This window comes from Dactylosporangium salmoneum, assembly GCF_039532525.1.
In the GTDB taxonomy this organism is placed as follows: Bacteria; Actinomycetota; Actinomycetes; order Mycobacteriales; family Micromonosporaceae; genus Dactylosporangium; species Dactylosporangium salmoneum.
The window spans coordinates 46,683-68,583 of the sequence record NZ_BAAARV010000046.1 but is presented as its reverse complement, the minus strand read 5'-3'; the positions used below and the strand labels follow the sequence as shown (position 1 = coordinate 68,583).

General features: G+C 72.4%; 19 protein-coding genes. 9 read left to right on the top strand and 10 right to left on the bottom strand.

Annotated features, from left to right (window positions below; genetic code table 11):
* Nucleotides 1–16 precede the first annotated feature (16 nt).
* A complete protein-coding gene (locus ABD352_RS26385) occupies nucleotides 17–880 on the top strand; it encodes a carbohydrate ABC transporter permease (protein WP_425553658.1) in 864 nt (287 codons plus the stop codon).
* Entirely contained in the window at nucleotides 877–4,875 is a 3,999-nt protein-coding gene (locus ABD352_RS26380; protein ID WP_344615169.1) for a glycoside hydrolase family 38 N-terminal domain-containing protein, read from the top strand. The genes ABD352_RS26385 and ABD352_RS26380 overlap by 4 nt, the downstream gene beginning before the upstream one ends.
* A gap of 28 nt (nucleotides 4,876–4,903) precedes the next feature.
* On the opposite strand, the gene ABD352_RS26375 is transcribed toward ABD352_RS26380, so the two are convergent.
* Nucleotides 4,904–6,247 (bottom strand): UDP-N-acetylmuramoyl-tripeptide--D-alanyl-D-alanine ligase, encoded by a 1,344-nt coding sequence (locus ABD352_RS26375; RefSeq protein WP_344615168.1) that lies wholly within the window; start codon nucleotides 6,245–6,247, stop codon nucleotides 4,904–4,906.
* 144 nt (nucleotides 6,248–6,391) lie between these two features.
* Here ABD352_RS26375 and vanH point away from each other — a divergent pair, with 144 nt between their 5' ends.
* From vanH to vanX, 3 genes are read left to right on the top strand one after another with little or no spacing between them, the layout of a single operon-like run.
* Nucleotides 6,392–7,402 (top strand): D-lactate dehydrogenase VanH, encoded by a 1,011-nt coding sequence (vanH, locus tag ABD352_RS26370; protein WP_425553657.1) that lies wholly within the window; start codon nucleotides 6,392–6,394, stop codon nucleotides 7,400–7,402.
* Nucleotides 7,395–8,435, top strand: a complete 1,041-nt coding sequence (vanA-Sc, locus tag ABD352_RS26365; protein ID WP_344615167.1) for a D-alanine--(R)-lactate ligase VanA-Sc — start codon at nucleotides 7,395–7,397, stop codon at nucleotides 8,433–8,435. Before vanH ends, vanA-Sc begins: the two co-directional genes overlap by 8 nt.
* Nucleotides 8,432–9,040: a D-Ala-D-Ala dipeptidase VanX gene (gene vanX, locus ABD352_RS26360; RefSeq protein ID WP_344615166.1), complete on the top strand. Its 609-nt coding sequence runs from the start codon at nucleotides 8,432–8,434 to the stop codon at nucleotides 9,038–9,040. The genes vanA-Sc and vanX overlap by 4 nt, the downstream gene beginning before the upstream one ends.
* A 27-nt stretch (nucleotides 9,041–9,067) precedes the next feature.
* Here the strand turns inward: vanX and ABD352_RS26355 are convergent, their stop codons facing one another.
* Both ABD352_RS26355 and vanR-Sc read right to left on the bottom strand, forming a co-directional pair.
* Entirely contained in the window at nucleotides 9,068–10,156 is a 1,089-nt protein-coding gene (locus ABD352_RS26355; protein ID WP_344615165.1) for a sensor histidine kinase, read from the bottom strand.
* Nucleotides 10,157–10,185: 29 nt separating this feature from the next.
* Entirely contained in the window at nucleotides 10,186–10,869 is a 684-nt protein-coding gene (vanR-Sc, locus tag ABD352_RS26350; protein ID WP_344615164.1) for a VanSc-type vancomycin resistance response regulator transcription factor VanR, read from the bottom strand.
* A 277-nt stretch (nucleotides 10,870–11,146) separates the two neighbouring features.
* On the opposite strand from vanR-Sc, the gene ABD352_RS26345 reads away from it, so the two are divergent.
* Nucleotides 11,147–12,748, top strand: coding sequence for a methyl-accepting chemotaxis protein (locus ABD352_RS26345; protein ID WP_344615163.1), 1,602 nt, complete (start codon nucleotides 11,147–11,149; stop codon nucleotides 12,746–12,748).
* Here the strand turns inward: ABD352_RS26345 and ABD352_RS26340 are convergent.
* The gene (locus ABD352_RS26340) at nucleotides 12,742–13,143 is read right to left on the bottom strand and encodes a hypothetical protein (RefSeq protein WP_344615162.1); all 402 of its coding nucleotides are present in this window, start codon (nucleotides 13,141–13,143) and stop codon (nucleotides 12,742–12,744) included. The two genes, ABD352_RS26345 and ABD352_RS26340, sit on opposite strands and share 7 nt — an antisense overlap.
* Complete coding sequence (locus ABD352_RS26335) at nucleotides 13,136–13,630, bottom strand: SigE family RNA polymerase sigma factor (RefSeq protein ID WP_344615161.1); 495 nt, start codon at nucleotides 13,628–13,630, stop codon at nucleotides 13,136–13,138. Before ABD352_RS26335 ends, ABD352_RS26340 begins: the two co-directional genes overlap by 8 nt.
* 156 nt (nucleotides 13,631–13,786) lie before the next feature.
* Between ABD352_RS26335 and ABD352_RS26330 the strand changes: the two genes are divergently transcribed.
* The 3 genes from ABD352_RS26330 to ABD352_RS26320 all read left to right on the top strand — a co-directional run bounded on the left by ABD352_RS26330 (nucleotide 13,787) and on the right by ABD352_RS26320 (nucleotide 15,844).
* On the top strand, nucleotides 13,787–15,025 hold the full coding sequence (locus ABD352_RS26330; RefSeq protein ID WP_344615160.1) for a hypothetical protein: 1,239 nt from the start codon (nucleotides 13,787–13,789) through the stop codon (nucleotides 15,023–15,025).
* A gap of 166 nt (nucleotides 15,026–15,191) precedes the next feature.
* On the top strand, nucleotides 15,192–15,338 hold the full coding sequence (locus ABD352_RS26325; protein ID WP_344615159.1) for an HAD family acid phosphatase: 147 nt from the start codon (nucleotides 15,192–15,194) through the stop codon (nucleotides 15,336–15,338).
* Between the two features lie 59 nt (nucleotides 15,339–15,397).
* The gene (locus ABD352_RS26320) at nucleotides 15,398–15,844 is read left to right on the top strand and encodes an NUDIX domain-containing protein (protein WP_344615158.1); all 447 of its coding nucleotides are present in this window, start codon (nucleotides 15,398–15,400) and stop codon (nucleotides 15,842–15,844) included.
* 24 nt (nucleotides 15,845–15,868) lie between these two features.
* Here the strand turns inward: ABD352_RS26320 and ABD352_RS26315 are convergent, their stop codons facing one another.
* From ABD352_RS26315 to ABD352_RS26295, 5 genes are read right to left on the bottom strand one after another with little or no spacing between them, the layout of a single operon-like run.
* Nucleotides 15,869–16,576 carry an MgtC/SapB family protein gene (locus ABD352_RS26315; protein WP_344615157.1) on the bottom strand — a complete coding sequence of 236 codons (708 nt, stop codon included), beginning with the start codon at nucleotides 16,574–16,576 and terminating at the stop codon, nucleotides 15,869–15,871.
* A 55-nt stretch (nucleotides 16,577–16,631) separates the two neighbouring features.
* On the bottom strand, nucleotides 16,632–17,408 hold the full coding sequence (locus ABD352_RS26310; RefSeq protein WP_344615156.1) for a YwiC-like family protein: 777 nt from the start codon (nucleotides 17,406–17,408) through the stop codon (nucleotides 16,632–16,634).
* Entirely contained in the window at nucleotides 17,405–20,020 is a 2,616-nt protein-coding gene (locus tag ABD352_RS26305) for a multicopper oxidase domain-containing protein (RefSeq protein WP_344615155.1), read from the bottom strand. The genes ABD352_RS26310 and ABD352_RS26305 overlap by 4 nt, the downstream gene beginning before the upstream one ends.
* Nucleotides 20,017–21,153, bottom strand: a complete 1,137-nt coding sequence (locus tag ABD352_RS26300) for a hypothetical protein (protein ID WP_344615154.1) — start codon at nucleotides 21,151–21,153, stop codon at nucleotides 20,017–20,019. The genes ABD352_RS26305 and ABD352_RS26300 overlap by 4 nt, the downstream gene beginning before the upstream one ends.
* Complete coding sequence (locus ABD352_RS26295) at nucleotides 21,150–21,872, bottom strand: helix-turn-helix transcriptional regulator (protein WP_344615153.1); 723 nt, start codon at nucleotides 21,870–21,872, stop codon at nucleotides 21,150–21,152. The genes ABD352_RS26300 and ABD352_RS26295 overlap by 4 nt, the downstream gene beginning before the upstream one ends.
* Between the last annotated feature and the right edge of the window lie 29 nt (nucleotides 21,873–21,901).

Below are 21,901 nucleotides of genomic sequence, written 5' to 3'. Positions count from 1 at the left end.
ACCGGTCTCCCGGGCCATGACCGGCACTCGCCGCGTCCGCGGGCGGTCCGCGGCGCCCAGTCAGCGCAGCGCCGGAGCCAGGACCTACGTGCTGGTGGGGCTCATCGCCGTGGTGTCGGCGTTCCCGCTGTACTGGTCGCTGGTCGCGGCGTCCAACGACAACTCCGCGGCGGGGAGCTGGCCGCCCCGGCTGCTGCCCGGCGGTCACCTGTGGGAGAACCTGCAGCGGGCGTACACCCAGGCGAACTTCGGCCTCGCCCTGGCCAACTCGATGATCGTCTCGATCCTGGTCACGGTCTCCGTCGTGCTCACCAGCACGCTTGCCGGATTCGCCTTCGCGAAGCTCAGGTTCCGCGGTAGCAACGCCCTGCTCGGGTTCCTGCTCGTGACGATGATGGTGCCCGCCCAGCTGGGCATCATCCCGCTGTACATCATGATGTCGCAGTGGCTGGGCTGGACCGGGCACCTGCAGGCGGTCATCGTCCCGGCGGCCACCTCCGCGTTCGGCGTCTTCCTGATGCGCCAGTACCTCTCCGAGGCGCTGCCCGACGCGCTGCTGGAGGCCGGCCGGATGGACGGATGCTCGACGCACCGGCTGTACTGGCACGTCGTGCTGCCGGCGGCGCGGCCCGTCGCCGCGGTGCTCGCGCTGTTCACCTTCATGAACACGTGGAACGACTTCTTCTGGCCGCTGCTGGCCCTGGGCCAGGGCAACCCGACCACCCAGGTCGCACTGTCCACACTGGCCGGTGGCTACTACATGGACTACTCGCTCGTGCTCGCGGGGACGCTGATCAGCACCGCGCCGGTACTGCTGGTGTTCCTCTTCCTCGGCAAGCAGATCATCGGCGGGATCATGCAGGGGGCAGTGAAGGCGTGAACTGGACCGTCTGGCTCATCCCGCACTTCCACTACGACCCGGTGTGGTGGAACACGCAGTCCGCGTACACCCAGACGTGGGACGAAGCGCAGGACCCCGACGCGGGCGAGGCACGCTTCGCCTGGCCCGGGCACAGCGCGTTCAGCCTCGTCAAGGCGCACCTCGCGAAGATCGGCGAGGACCCGCAGTACAGCGTGGTCCTCGCCGAGGTCGACTACCTCAAGCCGTACTGGGACACCTATCCCGAGGACCGCGAGCTCATCCGGCGACTGATCGCGGACGGTCGCCTGGAGCTGGTCGGCGGCACCTACAACGAGCCCAACACCAACCTCACCGGCATCGAGACGACGATCCGCAACGCCGTGCACGGCGCCGGGTTCCAGCGGCACGTCGTCGGCGGCGTCCCGTCCACCGCCTGGCAGCTGGACGTGTTCGGCCACGATCCGCAGTTCGCGCAGGTGATGGCCGGCGCCGGGCTGACCTCGATCGCCTTCGCCCGGGGCCCCTACCACCAGTGGGGGCCCATGCTGACCAGCTGGAACATCCGCGAGCACCGCAAGCCGTTCGCGCCGACGCAGTTCCCCACCGAGTTCGAGTGGGTGTCGCCCGGCGGGGACGGCCTGCTCACCCACTACATGGCCGGGCACTACTCGGCCGGCTTCAGCCTCGACGCCGCCCAGGACCCGCAGACCGCGGCGGCGGAGCTGCACGAGCTGTTCACCCAGCTGAGCCCGGCCGCCGCGACCCGCAACGTCATGATCCCGATGGGCAGCGACTTCAGCCCGCCCATGCGCTGGGTCACCGAGCTGCGCGCGGCCTGGGACGAGCGGTACCCGCACGTGCGGCTGCGCTACGGCCTGCCGCGCGACTTCTTCACCGCCGTGCGGGACGAGCTCGCCTCGCGGGGCGTGCACGCCACGCCGCAGACCCGCGACATGAACCCGATCTACACCGGCAAGGACGTCACCGCGATCGACACCAAGCAGGCCCACCGCCTGGTGGAGACGCTCCTGCTGGACGCCGAGAAGTGGGCCACCTTCGCCACGCTGCACGGCGCGGCCTACCCCGCCGCGGCCGTCGACAAGGCGTGGCGGCTGCTGCTGTTCGGCGCGCACCACGACGCGGTCACCGGCACCCAGTCCGACCAGGTCTATCTCGACCTGGTCGCCGGCTGGCGCGAGGCGCACGACCTGGCCGCCGACGTGGACCGGTCGGCCCGCCGGCACCTGGTCGGGCACGTCGACACCCGCGGGGAGGGCACCGCGGTCGTCGTGTTCAACCCCCTGTCGCACCCCCGGACAGACACCGTCGCCCTGGAGATCGACCTCGACCCGGCCGTGGGCGTCACGCTCACCGACGACGGCGGGGTCCCGGTCCCGTACCTCACCGAGGCCCTCGCGCACGCCGCCGACGGACGGCCGGCCCGGGCGCTGCTGCGGTGGGTCGCGCGCGACGTGCCGTTGATGGGCTACCGCACCTACCGCCTGCTGCCCGGCACCGCCGAGCCGTCGGCGTCCGCGTGGCAACCCGTCGAGGCGACGAGCATCGCCAACGACCGCTACCGCGTACGTGCCGACCCCGCGCGCGGCGGCACCCTGACCGAGATCACCGACCTCGCCGCCGGCCGCGCCCTCCTCCCGCAGGGCCGGGTGGGCAACGAGCTGGTCTGCGTCGCCGAGCACCGCGACCATCCCGAGTTCGGCGAAGGCCCGTGGCACCTGCTCCCGCACGCCGTCGCCTGGCGCAGCGCGGACACCGCGGCCGTCGTCACCGCCGAACGCTGCCCGATCGGCGAGCGCATCACCGCCACCGCGACGGTCGACGGATGCCGCTACACTTCCCGGACCACCCTGTGGTACGGCATCGACCGGATCGACTTCGCCACGGACATCGACGGATTCGCCGCCACCGACCGGCTCCTGCGGGTGCGCATCCCCTGCGACATCCCCGGCGGCATGCCCGTCAGCGAGACCGCGGCCGCCGTCGTCGGCCGCGGCTACGCCCTGCTCGACGCCGACACGGCGGAGCACCCCCGGACCCTCGACAACACGGCGCACCAGTGGTTCGGCCTCGCGGCGGCGCTGACCGTCCACCTTCACGACCCCCGGGAGCGCTCCGAGCGTTCGCGAGCGGTGTCCATCGCCGAGATCGTCGTCCCCGACGGCGACGAGGGTCGAACCCCGACCAGGCAGCTCGCCGTCGGGCTGGCCCGGGCCGGCGTCACCGCCACCGTCACGCGCGCGACGGGAAACCGCTACGGCGCGCTGGACACCGACTCCAACCTCCCCGACTGCCGCGTCGCGGTCGGCACCCCGCAGCGCAACGCGTTCGTCGCCGAGCTGCTCGACCGTTCCCCGGCGCCGTTCGCCGCCGAACTGGCCGCTCAGCTCGCGGCCACCGGCACCGCCCGCCTCTGGATCCCGGCCGAACGGCCGCTCGGCGAGGTCTGGCGACCGGGCGCCGACGTGCGCTCGGCCCGGGACCTGCCCGTCCTGCTGATCGCCGGCAACGACGCGGACGCCGAGCAGCGCGCGCTCACCGAGTTCCTCGACGACGTCGGCGACGCGAACGTGCACGTCACGCAGCCGTCCGCGCTGCACCACGGCGAGACGACCGTCGAGGACTACGCCGTCGCGCTGCTCAACCGCGGTACACCCGGCTTCGCGGTCGAACCCGACGGCACGCTCAACATGTCGCTGACCCGCGCCTGCACCGGCTGGCCCACCGGAACCGCGATCAACTTCCCGGACCGCAACGCGCCGGGCGGGCGCAGCTTCCAGCACCTCACCAGCAGGCGCTTCGAGTACCACCTGGTGAGCGGCTCCGGCGGATGGCGTGCCGCCGGGTTCGTCGCCGCCGGGCAGTCCGTCAACCATCCGCTCGCCGCGACCGCCGCGCCGGCCGGCGACGGGTCGCTGCCGGCCACCGGATCCCTGCTGAGCGTCGAGCCCGCCGAGAACTTCGTCGTCACCGCGGTCAAGCCGCTGGGGGAGCCGCTCGCCACCGGCTCCGCGGCGCCCGCCGACGCGTGCGACAGCCTCATCGTCCGCGGCTACGAGCCCCACGGCCGGTCCGGCAGCGTCGCGATCCGCCTCGCCGGCGGTATCGCCTCGGCCACGGCTGCCGACCTGCTCGACCGCCCCGGCGCGCCGCTCGAGCACGACGGCCGGGAGCTGCGGCTCGACGTCGAGGGGTACCGGATCACCTCACTGGCCCTGGCACCGGCCCGCGCCGAGCGGGGCGGGACGGCGCTCGCGGCGAGCACCGAACCCGTGCAGCCCGTGTTCACCCGCTACTGGCTGCACAACTGCGGCCCCGCGCCCATGGGCAACCTGCCGGTCGCGCTCACCCTTCGGCCGGACGACCATCCGCGGGACGGCGGCGCCGCGGCCGGGGTGCGGCTGTGCGCTCAGATCGTCTGCGACGACACGGACGCCGGCTACGACGGGGACCTGCTCGTCAGCGCCCCGGAAGGCTGGGTCACCACCCCGCGCTCGAAGCACGTGACCGTCGCCGCGGGTGGCCACCTCAGCGTGCCCGTCACCGTCACGGCTCCCGACGACGCGGAGCCCGGCTGGTACGCGGTCGGCGGCAGCGTCGCCCACCGGGGCCAGGAGCTGCAGGACGTCCTCGTCGTGCCCGTGGGCCGGCCCGCGCCCGGGCCGCTGCTGCACGCGCGCGCCGAGGCCGGGGAGCTGACGCTGACCCCCGGGACGCGTGGTCACGTCCGCGTGCGGGTGAGCCACGACCTGCGCACCCCGCTGCAGGGGCACGCCCAGCTCATCACCCCGCACTACATCTGGCCGCTGACGAGCGAGCCGACCCGGGGCTTCACCATCGCGCCCGGGTCCACGCAGTGCGTCGAGTTCCCCGTCAGCGTCCCGGTCGGGACGCCACCCGGGGAGTTCTGGGCTCAGCCCAAGATCTGCGCCTTCGGCCGGATCGCCTACTGCGAACCCGTCCGCATCGTCGTCCGCCCCGGCGGCGGCGCCTGACCCTGAGACCCGCCGTCGTGCCGCCGAACTAGGCGAGCGCGGCGGCGACCTCGTCGAGGCGCGCCCCGCGGGAGGCCTTGACGAGCACCACGTCGCCGGCGGCGAGGTGGCCGCGCAGCCAGTCGACGGCCGCGCCGTTGTCGGCCACGGCCACGGCCCGCGCTCCCGCGCCGTCGGCGAGCGGCCGGGCGGCCGTGCCGACCGCGATCACCACGTCGGCCCTGGAGGAGGCGTACTCCCCGACGGCGCGGTGCTCGGCCTCGCTGCCGTCGCCGAGCTCGAGCATCTCGCCGAGGACGGCGATCCGCCGCCCGCCCTCGATCGCGGCCAGTGCGTCCAGGGCGGCGCGGGTCGAGTCGGGGTTGGCGTTGAAGGAGTCGTCGAGCAGCGTCGCGCCGCCGACGAGGTCGCGCAGCTCCAGGCGCCACTTCGACAGCGAGGCGGTGGCCAGCGCCGCCGCGGCCCGGTCGAGGGGTACGCCGGCCGCCAGCCCCGCCGCCGCGGCCGCCGCCGCGTTGAGCGCCTGGTGGGCGCCGACGAGCGGCAGCGCGACGGGAGCCTCGGCGTCGGCGCTGCCCAGCGTGAAGGAGGGCCGGCCGAGCCGGTCCAGCGTCAGGCCGAGGACCCGTACGCCGGCGTGCTCGCCCCGGCCGAAGGTCAGCACCGGGCCGGCGGTGAGCGAGGCCATCGCGTCCACGCGGGGGTCGTCGGCGTTGAGGACGGCGGTGCCGCCGGGCGCCAGCCCCTGCACCAGCTCGCCCTTGGCCCGGGCGATGGCCGCGCGGGACCCGAACTTGCCGAGGTGGGCCTGGCCGACGTTGAGCACGACGGCGATGTCCGGCGCGACCAGCCCGGTGAGCCCGGCGATGTCGCCGACGTGGCGGGCCCCCATCTCGAGGACGAGGAACCGGGTGGCCGCGCCGGCGCGCAGCATGGTGAGCGGCACGCCGAGCTCGTTGTTGCGTGAGCCGATCGTGGCAACCGTCGGCGCGGCGCTCGACAGCACGGCCGCCAGCAGATCCTTGGTGCTCGTCTTGCCCTGGGAGCCGGTCAGCCCGACGACGGTCAGACCGTCGCGCAGCCGGGCCACGACGTGGGCGGCGAGGGCCTGCAGCGCGGCCCGGGCGTCCTCGACGACGACGGTGGGCAGCGGCGTGGGCCGGGAGCCGAGCACGGCCACCGCGCCGGCCCGGCCGGCCTGGCCGGCATAGTCGTGGCCGTCGACGTGCTCGCCGGCGAAGGCGACGAACAGACCGCCCGGCTCGGCCTGCCGCCCGTCGAGCACGGCCGGCGCGGTCACCGTCACGGCGGCATCGCCCTCGACCGTCCCGCCGACGACCGTGGCGATCTCGTCGAGGCTGAGCGGGATCATGCCCGGGCCGGTTCGCTGTAGCGCATGGCTCCCAGTGAAGGGATCGCCGCATATCGTCGGCATATCGGAAACCGCATACGTGTCGGCAACACCACGCTCCCTTGACTGGGAGACGTGACCTTCAGCGAACCAGCACGACCAGCGGTGTGCCGCACCCGATCGCCGGCGTCGCCGCCCTCCCCGGCCGTCCCGGCAGTGGGGATCACCATTTACGGATGCGGCCGGGACGAGGCCGTCCTGTTCCGGGAGATGGCGCCTGGTTTCGGTGTGCTGCCGACCATCACCGAGGCCGCGGTATCCGAGGCCAACATTGCACTGGCGTTCGGAAACCGTTGCATCAGCGTCGGCCACCAGACCCGGGTTGCGGATCCCATGCTTCTCGCGCTCGGCCGGGCCGGTGTGGAGTACATCTCCACACGAAGCATCGGATACGACCACATCAACGTGCAGTACGCACGGAGCGTCGGCGTCACCGTCGGGAACGTTGCCTATTCGCCCGACAGCGTGGCCGACTACACATTGATGTTGATCCTGATGGCGGTTCGCGACGCGAAATCCGTCATCCGCCGTGCCGACGCTCACGACTACCGGCTGAGCGAAGTGCGCGGGAGGGAACTGCGCGATCTGACCGTGGGGGTGATCGGAACGGGACGTATCGGCGCGGCGGTCATGGACAGGCTGCGGGGTTTCGGCTGCCGGATCCTGGCCCATGACAATCGCGCCGAGGCTGCGGCCGATTACGTTCCTCTCGGTGAATTGCTGCAGCGGAGCGACATCGTCACGCTCCACACCCCGCTGAACGCGGACACGCACCATCTTCTCGATCGTGACCGAATCGCGCAGATGAAGAGCGGCGCATTCGTCATCAACACCGGCCGCGGTGCGCTCCTCGATACCGGCGCCCTTGTCCCGGCGTTGGAGAACGGCAGGCTGGGCGGCGCGGCGTTGGACGTCCTCGAAGGGGAGGAAGGAATCTTCTACGCCGACTGCAGGAACGGGCCCATCGGAAACGAATCGCTGCTGCGGCTGCAACAACTGCCGAATGTGGTCATCAGCCCGCACACCGCCTATTACACGGGCCGGGCCCTGCGGGACACCGTTGAGAACACCCTCCTCAATTGCTTGAACTTCGAAGGCGGGAAGCGGCATGAATAGGTTGAAGGTGGCGATCCTCTTCGGCGGTACTTCCGAAGAGCACCCCGTCTCCGTCAAATCTGCGCAGGAGGTCGCGAAGCACCTCGATGCCGAAAAGTATGAACCGTTCTGGATCGGGATCACGAAGAGCGGCGCATGGAGGCTCTGCGACGGCCCTGACGCGGGATGGGAGGACGGCGGCTGCCGTCCGGCCGTGCTGTCGCCGGACAGGAGCGTCCGCGGACTGCTCGTCCTGGAACAGGGGCGATACGAGGCGATCGGCCTGGACCTCGTGCTGCCCGTGCTGCACGGCAAGCTCGGCGAGGACGGCGCGACGCAGGGCCTGCTGGAGTTGTCCGGCATCCCCTACGTCGGCTGCGATGTCCAGAGTTCCGCGCTGTGCATGGACAAGTCCCTCGCCTACACCGTCGCGAGAAGCGCGGGAATCGCGACGCCGAACTTCTGGGTCGTCCCGGCGAATGGCGATCCCGACCCTGACCGGTTCACCTATCCCGTCTTCGTGAAGCCGGCCCGGTCGGGGTCGTCGTTCGGCGTCAGCAAAGTATCCCGCAAGGAGGAGTTGCCGAGCGCGGTGGAGACCGCGAGACAGTACGACTCGAAGGTGTTGATCGAAGAGGCCGTCGTCGGCAGCGAGGTCGGATGCGCCATCCTGGGGAACGGTCCGGACCTGATCGCCGGCGAGGTGGATCGAATTGCCCTGTCTCATGGCTTCTTCAGGATCCATCAGGAGAGCGCACCGGAGAGCGGCTCCGAGAACTCGACACCCGTCGTTCCCGCTGACATCCCGGCGGAGGCGCGCTCGCGTGTCCGGGAGACGGCGAAGGCCGTATATCGCGCTCTGGGGTGCAGGGGGCTGTCACGAGTGGACATGTTCCTGAAGGAGGACGGGACGGTGGTCCTGAACGAGGTCAACACCTTGCCCGGCCTGACCTCGTACAGCCGGTACCCGAGAATGATGGCGGCCGCAGGGCTGCCGCTCGCCGACGTGCTCGACCGGATCGTGTCGCTGGCTCTGGCGGGAAAAGTGCGATGAAGGACGACTTCGCCTTCGTCGACGAGCTGGTGCCCGGAATCCGCTGGGATGCGAAGTACGCCACCTGGGACAACTTCACCGGCAAGCCCGTGGACGGATACGTGGCAAATCGAATCGCCGGCACGAGGGCATTGTGCGCGGCCCTGGCGCGAGCGCGGGACCGGGCCGTGTCCCTTGGCTTCGGCCTGCTCCTCTGGGACGGGTACCGCCCGCAACGCGCCGTGGATTGCTTCCTGCGCTGGTCGGAACAGCCGGAGGACGGCCGGACGAAGCTGCGGCACTACCCGAACATCGACCGACCCGCGATGTTCGAGCAGGGATACGTGGCCGCCAGGTCGGGCCACAGCCGGGGCAGCACCGTCGACCTGACCCTGTATCACCTGGCTACCGGCGAACTCGCTCCCATGGGCGGCGCCCACGACCTGATGGATGTGGTCTCGCATCACGGAGCGGGAGAAATCGCGCCGGTCGAAGCGAGGAACCGTCAGTACCTTTGCTCCATCATGGAGGACAGCGGTTTCGGCCGGTACGACTGCGAGTGGTGGCACTACACGCTGCACGACGAACCGTATCCGGACACGTACTTCGACTTTCCCATCGCGTGACTCGGTGCTGGCGGCGGGCCTCGGCGGTTACGTGGCCGTGTGCGGTGGGGTGGCCGGCAGATGTACCGCGACACAAAGCCCGCCGGCGGCCCGGGGAGTGAGCGTGAGGGTTCCGTCGTGTGCCTGGGCGATGCTGTTGACGATCGCCAGCCCGAGGCCGACACCCGCGTGGTCACTGTGGATGCGTTCGGTGCCGCGCTGGAACGGTTCGGTGAGTGTCGAGACCAGCTGTGGCGTGAGTCGGTCGCCGGTGTTCTCGACGGTGAGCACGACGGACCCGGGGCGGACGGCGGTGTTGACCTGCACCGTGCCGCCGTCCGGGAGGTTGTGCACGATGGCGTTGTGCAGGAGGTTCGTGGTCATCTGCAGCAGCAGCGCGTGTGAGCCGATGGCGGGGGCGATGTCCCCGGAGGTCTCAATGGTGACGCCGCGCTGTTCCGCGAGCGGGAGGACCGTTTCGGTCGCCTCCTCCGCGATGAGCGACAAGTCGACGTGTTCTCGGGCGAAGGACCGCTGGTCGGTGCGGCTGAGCAGGAGCAACGCTTCGGTGAGGTGGATCGCTCGGGCGTTGACGGCGTGGAGGCGGTCGACCAGCTTGCCGGTGTCGCGGTCCAGGTCGTTGCGGGCCACGTCGAGCAGGGTCTTCGTGATCGCCAGCGGCGTGCGCAGTTCGTGGGAGGCGTTGGCCGCGAACCGCTGTTGCTCGGCGACGTGCGCCTCCAGCCGCGCGAGCATCCTGTCGAAGGCGTCGGCGAGTTCGCGGAACTCGTCTTGAGGGCCTTCCAGCTGGATCCGGTGGGAGAGCGACCCGTCCGCGGCCATGCGTGTGGCGTCCGTGATCCGGGCCAGGGGCGCGAGCATCCGGCCGGCGAGAATCCACCCTCCCAGCAGACCGAACACCAGCAGGAACACCAGCATTTCGGCTGCCCGCGGAGCGAAGGCTCGCAGGAGGTCCTCGCGGGTGGGACCCATGAGGCGGAGCGCGGGCCCGCGCTCCGCCGCCGGTACGTCGGGCACGTATCGCAGGAGGAACACCCACACGACCGCGAGCAGCAAGGCACCGGCGAGCATGAGGAAGCCGGCGTAGCTGAGGGTGAGTCTGAGGCGAACGCTCAAGCCGGGGACTCTATCCACGGTCTCCTCCCTCACGTCTGGTGCCGGGTGCCGGGTGCTGTGTCAATGCGGTACCCGACGCCGGCCACGGTGGCGATGATCCAAGGTTCGCCCAGCCGCTTCCGCAGTGCCGAGACCGTGATGCGCACGGCGTTGGTGAACGGGTCGGCGTTCTCGTCCCATGCCCGTTCCAGAAGCTCCTCGGCGCTGACCACACCGCCTTCGGCGGCGACGAGGACCTCGAGCACGGCGAACTGCTTCCTGGTCAGCGGGACGTATCGGCCGTCCCGGTAGACCTCGCGGCGGAACGGGTCCAGCCGCAAGCCTGCGATCTCCCGCACGGGCGGTCTGCTGTATGCACGCCTGCGGTCGAGCGCTCTGAGACGAAGCACGAGCTCCTGCAGCTCGAACGGCTTGGTGAGGTAGTCGTCGGCACCGGCACCGAACCCGGAGGCCTTGTCGTCGAGCCGGTCGGCGGCGGTGAGCATCAGGATCGGCATGCCGCTGCCGGAGGCGACGATGCTTTCGGCGATCTCGTCACCGGAGGGCCCGGGAATGTCGCGGTCGAGGATGGCGATGTCGTAGGCGTTGACGCTCAGCAACTCCAGCGCCGTGTCGCCGTCGCCGGCGATGTCGGCCGCGATCGCTTCCAGGCGCAGCCCGTCGCGAATGGCCTCCGCCATGTAGGGCTCGTCCTCGACGACCAGCACACGCATGCACTCAATGCTAGGAGCCGGCACATATCGCCGGCGTACGGAAAACGGTCGCGGCTGTCCACGCCGGGTCCGGAACGGCCTTGCGTGAATCGACCTCGCCGGGTCACCCGCCGCCGTATCGTCGTGATCAGTAACCCTCCGGCGACGGTCGATGCGGGTTCTCCGATGTCGCGGTTCGTCGCAGGCGCCGACCGGCGGGGACCGCTTCGTGTACAGGCGTCATGGCGGCCCCCGCGGCGAGCGTGACGTCCCGGGCACGCTTCCGAAGGGTACGTCCATGGCAAGTTCCGCTGGGCCGGTCCGGTGGTTCGCCGACCGCAGGGTCGGCACGAAGATCTACACGGCCGTCGCGGCCGTCGCCATCACCGCGGCGGTCGCCGGCATCGTCGCCAACATCGCGATGTCACGCGTGTACCAGCGCGGGCGGGACATCAACGAGCAGAACCTCGTCCCGTCGGTGCGCCTGGCCGAGGCCCGGGTGCAGGCCAACGCGGTGCGCATCGCCGTCCGCGACGCGGTGCTCGCCTCCGACCGGGCGGCGGTCGACGCGGCCGAGCAGCGGGTACGCACCGCCGACGCCGCGGTGGACACGAACATCCAGGCGTACCTGCCGAGCGCGGCCGACCCGGCGGCCGTGCGGCGGTTCATCGACCTGTGGCAGCAGTACCGCGAGGCGCTGAACAACCAGCTGCTGCCGGCGGCGCGGGCGAACGACTTCGCCGCCTTCGTCAAGACCAGCGCGCAGGTGACGGGGCCGCTGTCCGCGAAGGCCCAGGCCGAGCTCGACACCGCGACCAAGGCGGAGGGGATCCAGGCCACTGCCACCGTCGCCGCCGCCCGCTCCACCTACCAGCAGAGCCGGACGGTGCTGTACGTCGTGCTGTACGGCGGCATCGTGCTCGCGCTGCTGCTGGCCTGGTGGGTCACCCGCATGATCACCAGGCCGCTGCGGCGGGTGCATGAGGTGCTGTCGGCGGTGGCCGTCGGCGACCTGACCCACCTGGCCGGGATCGACTCGCGCGATGAGGTGGGGCAGATGGCGAAGGCCCTCGACGCCGCGACCACCCGCACGCGGCAGACGATCGCGGCGGTCGCCGAGACGGCGGGCAGCGTCGCCACGTCGTCGGAGGAGCTGTCGGCCACCAGCGAGCAGATCGCCGCGACGGCGGAGGAGACCAGCGTCCAGGCAGGCGTGGTGGCGGCGTCGGCGACGCACGTGTCCAGCAGCGTACAGAGCGTGGTGACCGGCGCCGAGCAGATGGCCGCCTCCATCAAGGAGATCGCGCACAGCGCCGCCGAGGCCGCCGCGGTCGCCGGGCAGGCCGTGCGCGACGCCCGCAACGCCAACGAGACCGTGGGGAAGCTGGGCTCCTCCTCGACGGAGATCGGCAACGTGCTGAACCTGATCACCTCGATCGCGGAGCAGACCAACCTGCTGGCCCTGAACGCCACCATCGAGGCGGCCCGGGCCGGCGACGCGGGCAAGGGCTTCGCGGTGGTGGCCAGCGAGGTCAAGGACCTGGCCCAGGAGACGGCGAAGGCGACCGAGGACATCTCGGCCCGGGTCGCCGCGATCCAGACGGACGCGCAGGCCGCCAGGGTGTCCATCAGCGGGATCGCGGAGGTCATCGAGCGGGTCAACCAGTACCAGTCGACGATCGCGACCGCCGTGGAGGAGCAGACCGCCACCACGGGCGAGATGAGCCGGAACGTCACCGAGGCCGCGACCGGCACCAACGAGATCGCCGACAACATCAACGGCGTCGCCGAGGCCTCCCAGACGGCCGCGGCCAGCATCACCGAGAGCCAGGCGGCCAGCCAGGAGCTGGCCCGCACGGCGGCCCACCTGCAGCAGCTCGTGTCGGAGTTCCGCTATTGAGCGCCCCCTCGCGGACGCCCTACGCCGGCGGTGACGAGGGGGCGGGCGCGCAACAGCTGCGGGCCGTCACCGCTCTGCGACGGCGCGGAGGAACTGCCGGACAGCGGGACACCGGTAGGGGGTGGCGGAGCCGGCGCCGGCGACCCCGACGCGGATGCGGTCGGGATGGGCGTGGGTGACGAGGCGGGCGCAGGGTTCGGTGCGGCGTGGCGCCACGACGGCAGCGCGATCAGCGCGATCAGCGCGGCGGCGGTGAGCGCGGCGGCGGCGGTGCGGCGCCGGCGGCGCTGGTGCAGCCGGCGCGGGATCTCCTCGACCGGGGGCGGGTCGGCGGTGCTCGCCGACCGGTCCCGGAAGGCGTCGAAGCGGGCCTGCAGCGGGTCGCGCTCAGTCATGGCTCACCCGCTCCTCATCGAGGCCGAGCAGCTGGCCCAGGATGGCGCGGGCCCGGTGCAGCCTCGCCTTGACGGTGCCCTCGGGCGCGTCGACGAACTCCGCGATCTCGCGTACCGAGAAGTCGGCGAGGTAGTGCAGCACGGCGGCCTGCCGGAGGACCGGCGAGAGCCGCCCGAGCGCGCGCACGACGTCCAGCGACAGTCCGTCCGGGCCCTGCACATCGTCGCCGATCAGCTCTCGGCGCCGGTGGAGCAGGCGCTTGGCCCGGCGCCACCGGGTGATCGCGAGATTCCAGGCGACGCGGCGTACCCAGCCGAACGGGTCGTTGAACGAAGACACCGTCGCCCACCGTGCGTAGGCGCGCGTGAATGCCTCCTGCACGAGGTCCTGCGCCTCGGCACGGTCGCCGACGAACGCATGCAACTGCGTGAGCAGGCGCGGGTACGCCGCGGAGTAGAACTCGGCGAAGTCCGGCGCGGCGGCCATCAGGTGTACCACCCCGGTCGTGTGATCCGCAGCAGCCTAGATCATCGAGCCGGATCTGGGGGTACCGAAAATCTGCCCCTGACGATGCAACCCTCCGCGGCGGGCGGCGTGTCTGTCATGTGCGCCGACACCGGCGCGCCCGACGGGGAGGTACTCATGAGAACACGCCATCTGCTCCGGGCAGCCGCGGTCGCCGCGGCGCTGGCGCCGGCGCAGATCCTGATCGCGCCCACCGCTGCGGGGGCGGCGACGGTACCGCCGGCCGCACCAGCGGTCACCGAGGACAGCGCCGCCTACATCGTCGGCGTCCGCGGTGCGTTCACGTTCGCCGAGCCGGCCGGCAGCCCGATACCGACGGCGTTCGTGTACCAGCTCAACTCCGGCGCGCCCACGCGGGTCGCCGCGGGCAAGCGGACGGTGCGGGTGTCGATCGTGCCGACGCGTGTTACCAACACGCTGGCGGTATGGGCGATCGAGCCGGACGGGACGTTCACCGACACCACGAACGTCTTCTTCAACGCGGCATATCCGCCGCCGTTCGCCGACCAGGACCTGACCGGCGACGGCCGGCCGGATCTGCTGACCGTCGGGCCCGCCACCGGCCTGGCGCCGGGCCTGTGGCTCGCGGCCGGCCGGGCCACCCGCGGCGGCCTGCGTACGCCGGCGACGAACATCGCACCGCTGCCGGGTTGGACCCCGAACTTCGACGGCGCGCAGGTCATCTCCGGGCGGTTCGGCGGCACGAGCTTCAACGACGTGCTCGTGTACTACCCGACCGGCTACAGCGCGGGGATGGCCATCATCGCCACCAGCCTCGACGACGGCGGCCCCCTCGACAGCACCGGCGTCACCGTCATGCCTTCCGGAACCATGACCGACAACAACGGCGACGACCCGATCGCGGTGGCCAACGCCTACGACAGCGCGGGCACCAACAGCGGATACCCCGACCTGTTCGCCATCGTCGGCGACCCCGCCTACGGCTACACCTTGGACTACTACCCCAACCCCGGCTTTCCCGGCGGGTACTTCATGGCCAACCCCACGCCGCTGGCCACTCCGGACGGCGGCGCGGACTGGAACTCGTGGCGCATCGCGTCGAAGCTTCTGCCCTCCGGCACCGCCCTGCTGCTGTGGAACCCTTCGACGGGCGCCCTGTACCTGTGGGAGTCCATCACCTACGACGGCACAACCCTGCACTACACCCCGTACCACCTGGCGACGAACTGGCAGCCGGCGGCGGCGTCGCTGCAGCTGACCCAGGAGGTCAACGCCAACCCGGTCATCTGGACCGTGTCCGCGACCGGCACCGCCACCGCATACCGGGTCACGAACCTGTCCCCGACGGGCCTGGCCAGCCTCCAGGCCCAGCCCGCCCAGTCACTGCTGCCGTGAGTCGAGGCCCGGGCGCGGCTCACAGGGTCGCGCCCGGGCCGGCAGCCAGAAGCCGACCACGCTCAGCGACGGCGAGGACGGGCTGTTCACCAAGCCCGCGGTCGCCGACTACCCCGACTATCTCAAGGCCGCCTGTGCCGGCGACCCGAACGGATCCTGCACGACCGTGCACTACAAGTCGGCCACTCGGGCGCACATCGAGTCGCTGGGCTATGAGATCGTCGCGAACCTCGGCGACCAGTACAGCGACCTCGAGGGCGGCCACGCCGACCGGACGTTCAAGCTGCCCAACCCGAACTACTTCCTGCCTTGACACCCTGGTCCCGGTCCGGCCGTCCGGCGGGACCGGGACCGCCCCGATAGGGTCACACGGTGCCGTTCGACCCGTTCCGAGCCGCCGTCGCCGTCCACGGCATCCTTCGCGATCGGGAGCGCGTACTGCTGATGCGCCGCGCCGGCACCGGTTACCGCGACGGGCAGCTCGGCCTGCCCGCCGGCCACCTCGACGGCGGCGAGGACGCCGTCGCCGGGCTGGTGCGGGAGCTCCGGGAGGAAGCCGGAATCGAGGCGGACCCGCACCGCTGCCGGCTCGCGCTGGTGCTGCACGCCGCGCCGGAGCACGCCGCCGACTTCGAGTACCTGCACCTGTTCTTCTTCGTGGACGGCTGGACCGGCGAGCCACGCATCGGTGAGCCGGACAAGTGCAGCGAGATGCGGTGGGCCGACGCACGGATCCGTCCTGCGGACCTCGTCGACTACGTGGGCGTGGCGCTGGCCGCGATCGACCGCGGCGAGTCCCTGGTGCTGCACGGGTGGTGACCGAATCCGGCCGAGCGTCAGGGCTCAGGCGTGGCCGACGGACGGGTCGTCGGCGGCGACCGCAAGCACGCCGTCGACCTCGGCCAGGGCGGCGTTGAGCGGGGCGATGTCGCGGCTGCCGGTGAGGACGAGCAGGACGGTCACGACGGGCGGTTCCTCGACCCGGCGGGGTTGTTCGACGAGGAGTTCGGCGACGTTGAAGCCGCGGGCGGTGCAGGCGCCGAGGGCGTCCCGCAGCACGCCGCGGCCGTCGAGGTAGGTCAGCCGTAGCCGCCACGGCGCGTACTTCGACCGCGGCAGCCGAGCCGCGAGGGGCGTGAAGGCCAGTACGACCAGCAGGTGTCCGGCGGTCGCGGCGACGGCGAGCACCCAGAGCCCGGCTCCGGCGGCCATGCCGACCGCGGCGGTGAGCCAGATCACCGCGGCGGTAGTGAGCCCGCGCACGGCGTCGCGGCGCACGAAGATGAGGCCGCCGCCGATGAACCCGATGCCGGAGACGATCTGCGCGGCGATGCGGGACGGGTCGAGCACGACGTGGTCGACCAGGACGTCGGCGAACCCGTACTTGGACACCTGCATGATCAGCGCGGCGGCGAACCCCACGAGCGTATGGGTGCGCAGCCCGGCGCTCTTCTGCCGGATCTCCCGCTCCACCCCGATGACCGCGGACAGCAGCAGCGCCAGGCCCAGTTCGCCCAGCTGCATCCATCCCTGTCCGTCGCTGAATGCCATCGCGCCACCCTAACGCTGACCGCGCCGGTCGAAGGTTCAGCGCCGCAACGACGCGTCAGCTGACCGCTGTGGCGAGGAGTACGAGCAGGGAGGCGCCGATCTCGATGACGCCGACGTGCACCGGCTTGAGCCGACGTTGCGGTAGTGCCCAGGCCCGGGCCAGCAGCAACAGGAACACGGCGCCGACGATGGGCCTGTACAACAGCAGCCCCGCGGCGGCGAGCAGGTGGTACACGACGGATGCGCGCCGGTAGCCGACGCTGTCGCGCTCCCGGATCATGGTTTTGACGTACAGCACGGTGCCGGTGAAGTAGGCCAGCAGCGCGACGAAGGTGGCCGTGACGCCGGCGGGCGGGACGTGGGCGATGGTGGCGCAGACGAACACCATCAGGCAGCTCTGCACGACGGAGGCGAGGTCGTTGAGCAGCGCCCGTTCGTCGCGGCGGGCCGCGTAGCCGACGTTGACCGCCAACAGCAGCGCGTACAAGGGTGCGTACCACAGGAGGCTCGGCACCGCCGCGACGACGAGCCCGCCGAGCAGGACGGCCGGTATCGCGTAGACCGTCAGCTGGGCGCGGACCCGGCCGGGCCGGCGGGTCTTGACCGCCAGCAGCAGGTAGTAGCTGAGCAGGTAACCGCTGATCCACGCGACCAGCAGGGGCAGGTGCGGCCAGCGGAGCCCGGTGACGAGGACTCCGGCGAGCCAGGGGAGCAGGAGCATGGCCCAGGCCCCGTGCTGGGGCGGGATGAACCGGCGCACCGCGCGCCGGCGCGGCGACACCGCCCGCCTGGCCGGTGCGGGCCGTGTTCCGGCGAGCGTTTCCGGGGTCATGCTGTGCCTCCCTGGACGTCGAGGACGCCACGGGCGCCGCGCTCGGCGTCGACCATGACGTGGGACACGAACGGGTAGTGGCCGGCCTCCGGCAGGACGGTTTCCACGAATCCGCCACCGGCCGGCGGCAGGTCGAGGACCTGGGCGCCGCCGGGGTCGCCGGGCCGAAGCTCGTAATGGCCCTCGCGGTAGACGGTGTCGAACTGGGCGCCGACGACGTGGAAGGCGGCGGGACGGTTGGGACCGGCGTCGAGCACCCAGATCCGGACCCGCTTCCCCGCGGTGGCGATCAGCGGCCGATGGGCGTACTGCCCGGCGTAACCGTTGAACACGACGGCGTCGGGCCGCTCGGCCTGCATCTTGGTCATGTCGCCGGGTTGGCCGTCGGGGCCGAGGTAGAGCTCCGACTGCACGAGGACGTATTCGCGGTCGACGGGGGCCAGACCGGGAGGGTCGATGATGACGGCGCCGTACATGCCGTTGCCGATGTGCAGCAGCATCGGCATGGTCGAGCAGTGGTACATCCAGATGCCGGCCTTCGTGGCGGTGAACCGGTAGGCGAGCCGCTGGCCGGGCTCGACGGGGCGCATCGGGGTGTCGGGGGCGAGCGCGCCGGCGTGGAAGTCGATGCCGTGGTCGATGCTGCCGTCGTTGACCAAGGTGATCTCGAAGGTGTCGCCGATCCTGCCGCGCAGGGTGGGGCCGGGGGCGGTGCCGTTGAACGTCCACAGTTGCTGCCGTATGCCGGGCGCGACTTCCCGGATCACCTCCTGCACGTGCAGTTCGAGCCGGTGGACCGGTTCGGTGCCGGTGGTGGGGGCGCCGGCGTCGCGGGCGGTGAACGCGGGACCGGGGTCGGCCATCGGGTCGATGCGCGTCGCGGTCGGGCTGGGGGCGTTGTGGTCGTGGCCGGCGGCCTGGCCGCCGGTGGTGGTGATGGTGAGGGTCATGCCGGCCTGCCGGTGGCCGGGAAGGGAGCACCAGCCTTCGACGGTGCCGCCGATGACCCCGGCGTCCAGGCGGACGGTCGTGTCGCGGCCGATGGTGCCGGTCTTCGGCCCGGTGGCCAGGACGAGGTTGTGGCGGTGGCTGTCGTGGTTGGTCAGTTCGACGACGAGGCGGTCCCCGGCCGGGACGGTGATGCGGTCGGGGTGGAAACGCATGTCGTCGGCGGTGATCTGGACGGTGGTGGTGTGCCCGGTGGCCGGCACGTCGGCCGCGGTGGCTCGCGGCGACGCCGTGGGGTCGGTCGTGTGCTGGGCGGCGACGCCGATGAGGACGGCGAGCAGGACCAGGGCGGTGCCGGTCGCGACGCCGCCGAGCGGCCGTGTCGGTGGTGCGGCGGCGACCGAGGCGTTCGGTGGGTTGTCTGACGCGGGGTCTGCTGCGGTGGCCACGGGTGGTCTCCTGGCGAGGACGAGCCGGCCGGCGGGGAGCAGGAACTGCACCAGGGCGGCGAGGACGAGCAGTGAGGTGGTGATGCGTACGTAGGCCGGAACCGGCAGCAGGAACACGAGCAGGGCGAGGTTGGCCATGCTCACCCGCTGCGGGCCGCGCCGTTCGAGCGCGGCGATGGCGGCGCGCACGCGGATGGGGCCGCCGCCGAGTGCCACGGGCAGCAGGTGGGTCAGGGCGCCGAGCAGGGTCTGGCCCGCGAAGCCGGCCAGCAGCGGCACGAGCACGCCGCCGAACCGGTCGGCCGCATCGGCCGGGCCGGCGGCGCCGCCCAGCGCGAAGGCGTCGACGGCGAGCGCGCCGAGCAGCCAGCCCCCGGCGGCGGCGAGTGACCACGCGGCGAACGTCGCAGGGGGCTTGTGCCGGGCCACCTGCACCGCCGGGCGGATCACGAGCGCCGCGGCGACGGCGGTGAGCGCGAGGCCCCCGACGGCGAGGACCGGCCACCAGGCCAGGACCCCGGCCGCGAGCACGACCAGCCCGGCGACGGCGACGGGCAGGGCGGTGCGGGCGGCGGCGACCGCGCCGTCGGCCATCCGGGTGCGCAGGACGGTCGGCCACAGGGTCAGCACCGTGCCCAGCACGGTGAGGGTGACCCAGCCGAGCAGGTTGACGTGGGCGTGGAAGAGGACCAGCCGGGGCCGGGCGGCGTCGTCGGTGACCAGCATCCAGGCGCCGACCGGGATGCCGGCCAGGAGGGCGACGGCGGCGGCGACGTAGTAGTGCGCGGTGACCGCGAACCGGGCCGGCAACGCCGCCCGGACCCGGGCGAAGAGCCAGTGCAGGTGGGCGCAGATCGCGGCGAACACCGCGGCGGCACCACCGACGCCGACCCATGCCGGGCTGACGGTGGCGCCGGTCAGCACCGCCAGGATTCCGGCGTTGAGCACGGCCAGGCGGATGGCGTCACCGCGCCGGCCGGCCGGTGCCGGGACCCGCAGCACGGCGGCCGTGAAGTGAGCGCTCCAGATGACGATGGCGTTGCTGACCGCGCCGAGCAGCAGCAGGTGGATCGCCAGCCACCGCCATTGCGCCAGCAGCGGGTGGACAAGCCCGACCGCAAGGATGCCGGCGAGGTACCCCAGCGGCAGCAGGCTGCTGCGGCGGTGCCAGCGCGCCCGCCCGGTCGGCGGGTTCTGGGCCGGTACGGCGCTCACCGTGACACGCTCGCGTCGGCCACGGCCAGCCGGTGGTTCCGCACCGCATGCCGGCCCGAGCGCGCGGTGAGGGCGGCGGCGAAGGCGACGAAGCCGAGCACCGCGGCGACGTTGCCGGCGCCGGCCCACCGCCACACCGCCTCCAGGCCGGCGCCGTCACCGATGGCGACGCGAACCAGCAAGGACCCGTGCAACAGCACGAGGGGGACGTACAGCACCGGCCGGTACGGCAACGGCCGGCGCAGCACCGCGGGCAGGATCACCGGCGCGTGCACGAAGACCATCGACATGGTGAAGCCGAGAAACACCGCGTGCGCGGTGGCGTCGTAGCGGGCACCGGCCACCGTCGGACCGGCGCCGGCCCACAGCAGTCCCGCGAGGGCCAGCCAGGCGTAGCCGGTGAGCAGCCCGGCGGCGACGTAGCGGGGCAGGCCGCGAGCGTGGATGGTGCGCCGGGCCACGTCGAACACGGCCAGCCAGGCCACGACGGCGAGCACCCCCAGGCCGAACAGGTACGCCCCGACGGCGGGCCACAGGGTCACCGCCGTGGCGCCGGCGATCAGGGCGGCGAGCGCGGCGAGGAACCAGCGCTGCGGGCGGGGGCCGGCGAGGGCGACGTGGGCCAGTTCGAGGCGTTCCCCGGCGATGGTCGCGATGAGAAAGACGGCGAGCCACGGCACCAGGTCGGGGATCGGCAGGCCGGCCAGCCAGAGCAGGGCGGCGGCGTACCAGGCGAACGCGCCGGCGGCCTGGGCCAGCAGCGCCGGGCCGGGCTGGCGGCGCCACAACGCCCGGTAGACGGCCAGCAGCACCACCCCGCCGGCGGCCAGCAGCAGCTTGCCGGGCAGGCCCGGGCCCGCCAGGATCAGGGTGAGGCCGCCCGCACCCGCGCAGCCGGGCGCGGCCAGGGCCCAGTGGGCGCCGAGCGCGACGGCCCGCTCCAGGGCGATGAGGGTGCCGACGAAGCCGAGGACCATCACCGGGCCGTGCACGTCGGCCAGCGCCGGACGGGGGACCGGCAGGCCGAAGCCGAGCAGCAGCAGCGCGGCATACAGCCCGGCGAGCAGCGCGAGACCGCCGGCGGCCAGCGGCGGCAGCCGCCAGCCGGCGCGGACCGGGCCGGGGCGCGTCACGGCCGTCCGTCCGGCACCCGTCGGTCCGGGACCAGCAGCCGCACGACGCAGGCGTCCGGCGCGGCGAACGGCTCCAGCACGGCCTGCCCGTCCGGGGCGCCGGCCGCGTGCAACACCCCGCGGATCATCCCGGCGTGCAGGCCGCACATGACGTCCGGATGCTGGCCGACCAGGTCCAGGAACGGGCAGGTCCGCAGGTGGACCTCGACGGCGGCATCGCCGGGCGGCGCCGCGTCGCCCGGGTGAGGCACCCGGTGCGGATCGAACCCCAGTTGCGTCAGCACGTCGACGGCCGTTGCCGCCGGCTCACCGGGTGACGCCGCCGCGGCCAGGCGACGGCCCCACGCCTGGCCCGCCGTCACGGCCGCCGCGGTACCGCCCCCGGTGTCCGCGAGGTGGTCCAGCAACGCGGAGGCGAGCGCCCGGTACGGGGCCGGGGCCGGCTCCGGCGCGGCGCCCTTGTAGCGCCAGGCCGGCCGCCCGGGCGCGCCGTCGCTGGCCCGCGCCTTGACCAGCAGCCCCGTCTCGACCAGCCGCTCGAGGTGGACACGGACCGTCGAGGGATGCAGACCTGTCCGCTCCACCACGTCGGCGCTGGTCAGGCCGGTGTCGGCGGCGCGGACCAGCCGCAGGATCTCCACCCGGCTCGCCGAGCCGAGGGCGCGGTGCTGGGGCGTGTCGATCGTCTCCCCGGAGGGGCCTGGTCGCGAGGTTTTCACAAGGTCTAACGTTATAACGTCAAACGGCA

Coding starts and splice junctions, on each gene's coding strand:
- ABD352_RS26345 (WP_344615163.1), top strand. CDS start 11,147: ATGGCAAGTTCCGCTGGGCCGGTCCGGTGGTTCGCCGACCGCAGGGTC.
- ABD352_RS26335 (WP_344615161.1), bottom strand. CDS start 13,630: ATGGCCGCCGCGCCGGACTTCGCCGAGTTCTACTCCGCGGCGTACCCG.
- ABD352_RS26310 (WP_344615156.1), bottom strand. CDS start 17,408: ATGACCCCGGAAACGCTCGCCGGAACACGGCCCGCACCGGCCAGGCGG.
- vanA-Sc (WP_344615167.1), top strand. CDS start 7,395: ATGAATAGGTTGAAGGTGGCGATCCTCTTCGGCGGTACTTCCGAAGAG.
- vanX (WP_344615166.1), top strand. CDS start 8,432: ATGAAGGACGACTTCGCCTTCGTCGACGAGCTGGTGCCCGGAATCCGC.
- ABD352_RS26375 (WP_344615168.1), bottom strand. CDS start 6,247: ATGATCCCGCTCAGCCTCGACGAGATCGCCACGGTCGTCGGCGGGACG.
- ABD352_RS26385 (WP_425553658.1), top strand. CDS start 17: ATGACCGGCACTCGCCGCGTCCGCGGGCGGTCCGCGGCGCCCAGTCAG.
- ABD352_RS26330 (WP_344615160.1), top strand. CDS start 13,787: ATGAGAACACGCCATCTGCTCCGGGCAGCCGCGGTCGCCGCGGCGCTG.
- ABD352_RS26340 (WP_344615162.1), bottom strand. CDS start 13,143: ATGACTGAGCGCGACCCGCTGCAGGCCCGCTTCGACGCCTTCCGGGAC.
- vanR-Sc (WP_344615164.1), bottom strand. CDS start 10,869: ATGCGTGTGCTGGTCGTCGAGGACGAGCCCTACATGGCGGAGGCCATT.
- ABD352_RS26315 (WP_344615157.1), bottom strand. CDS start 16,576: ATGGCATTCAGCGACGGACAGGGATGGATGCAGCTGGGCGAACTGGGC.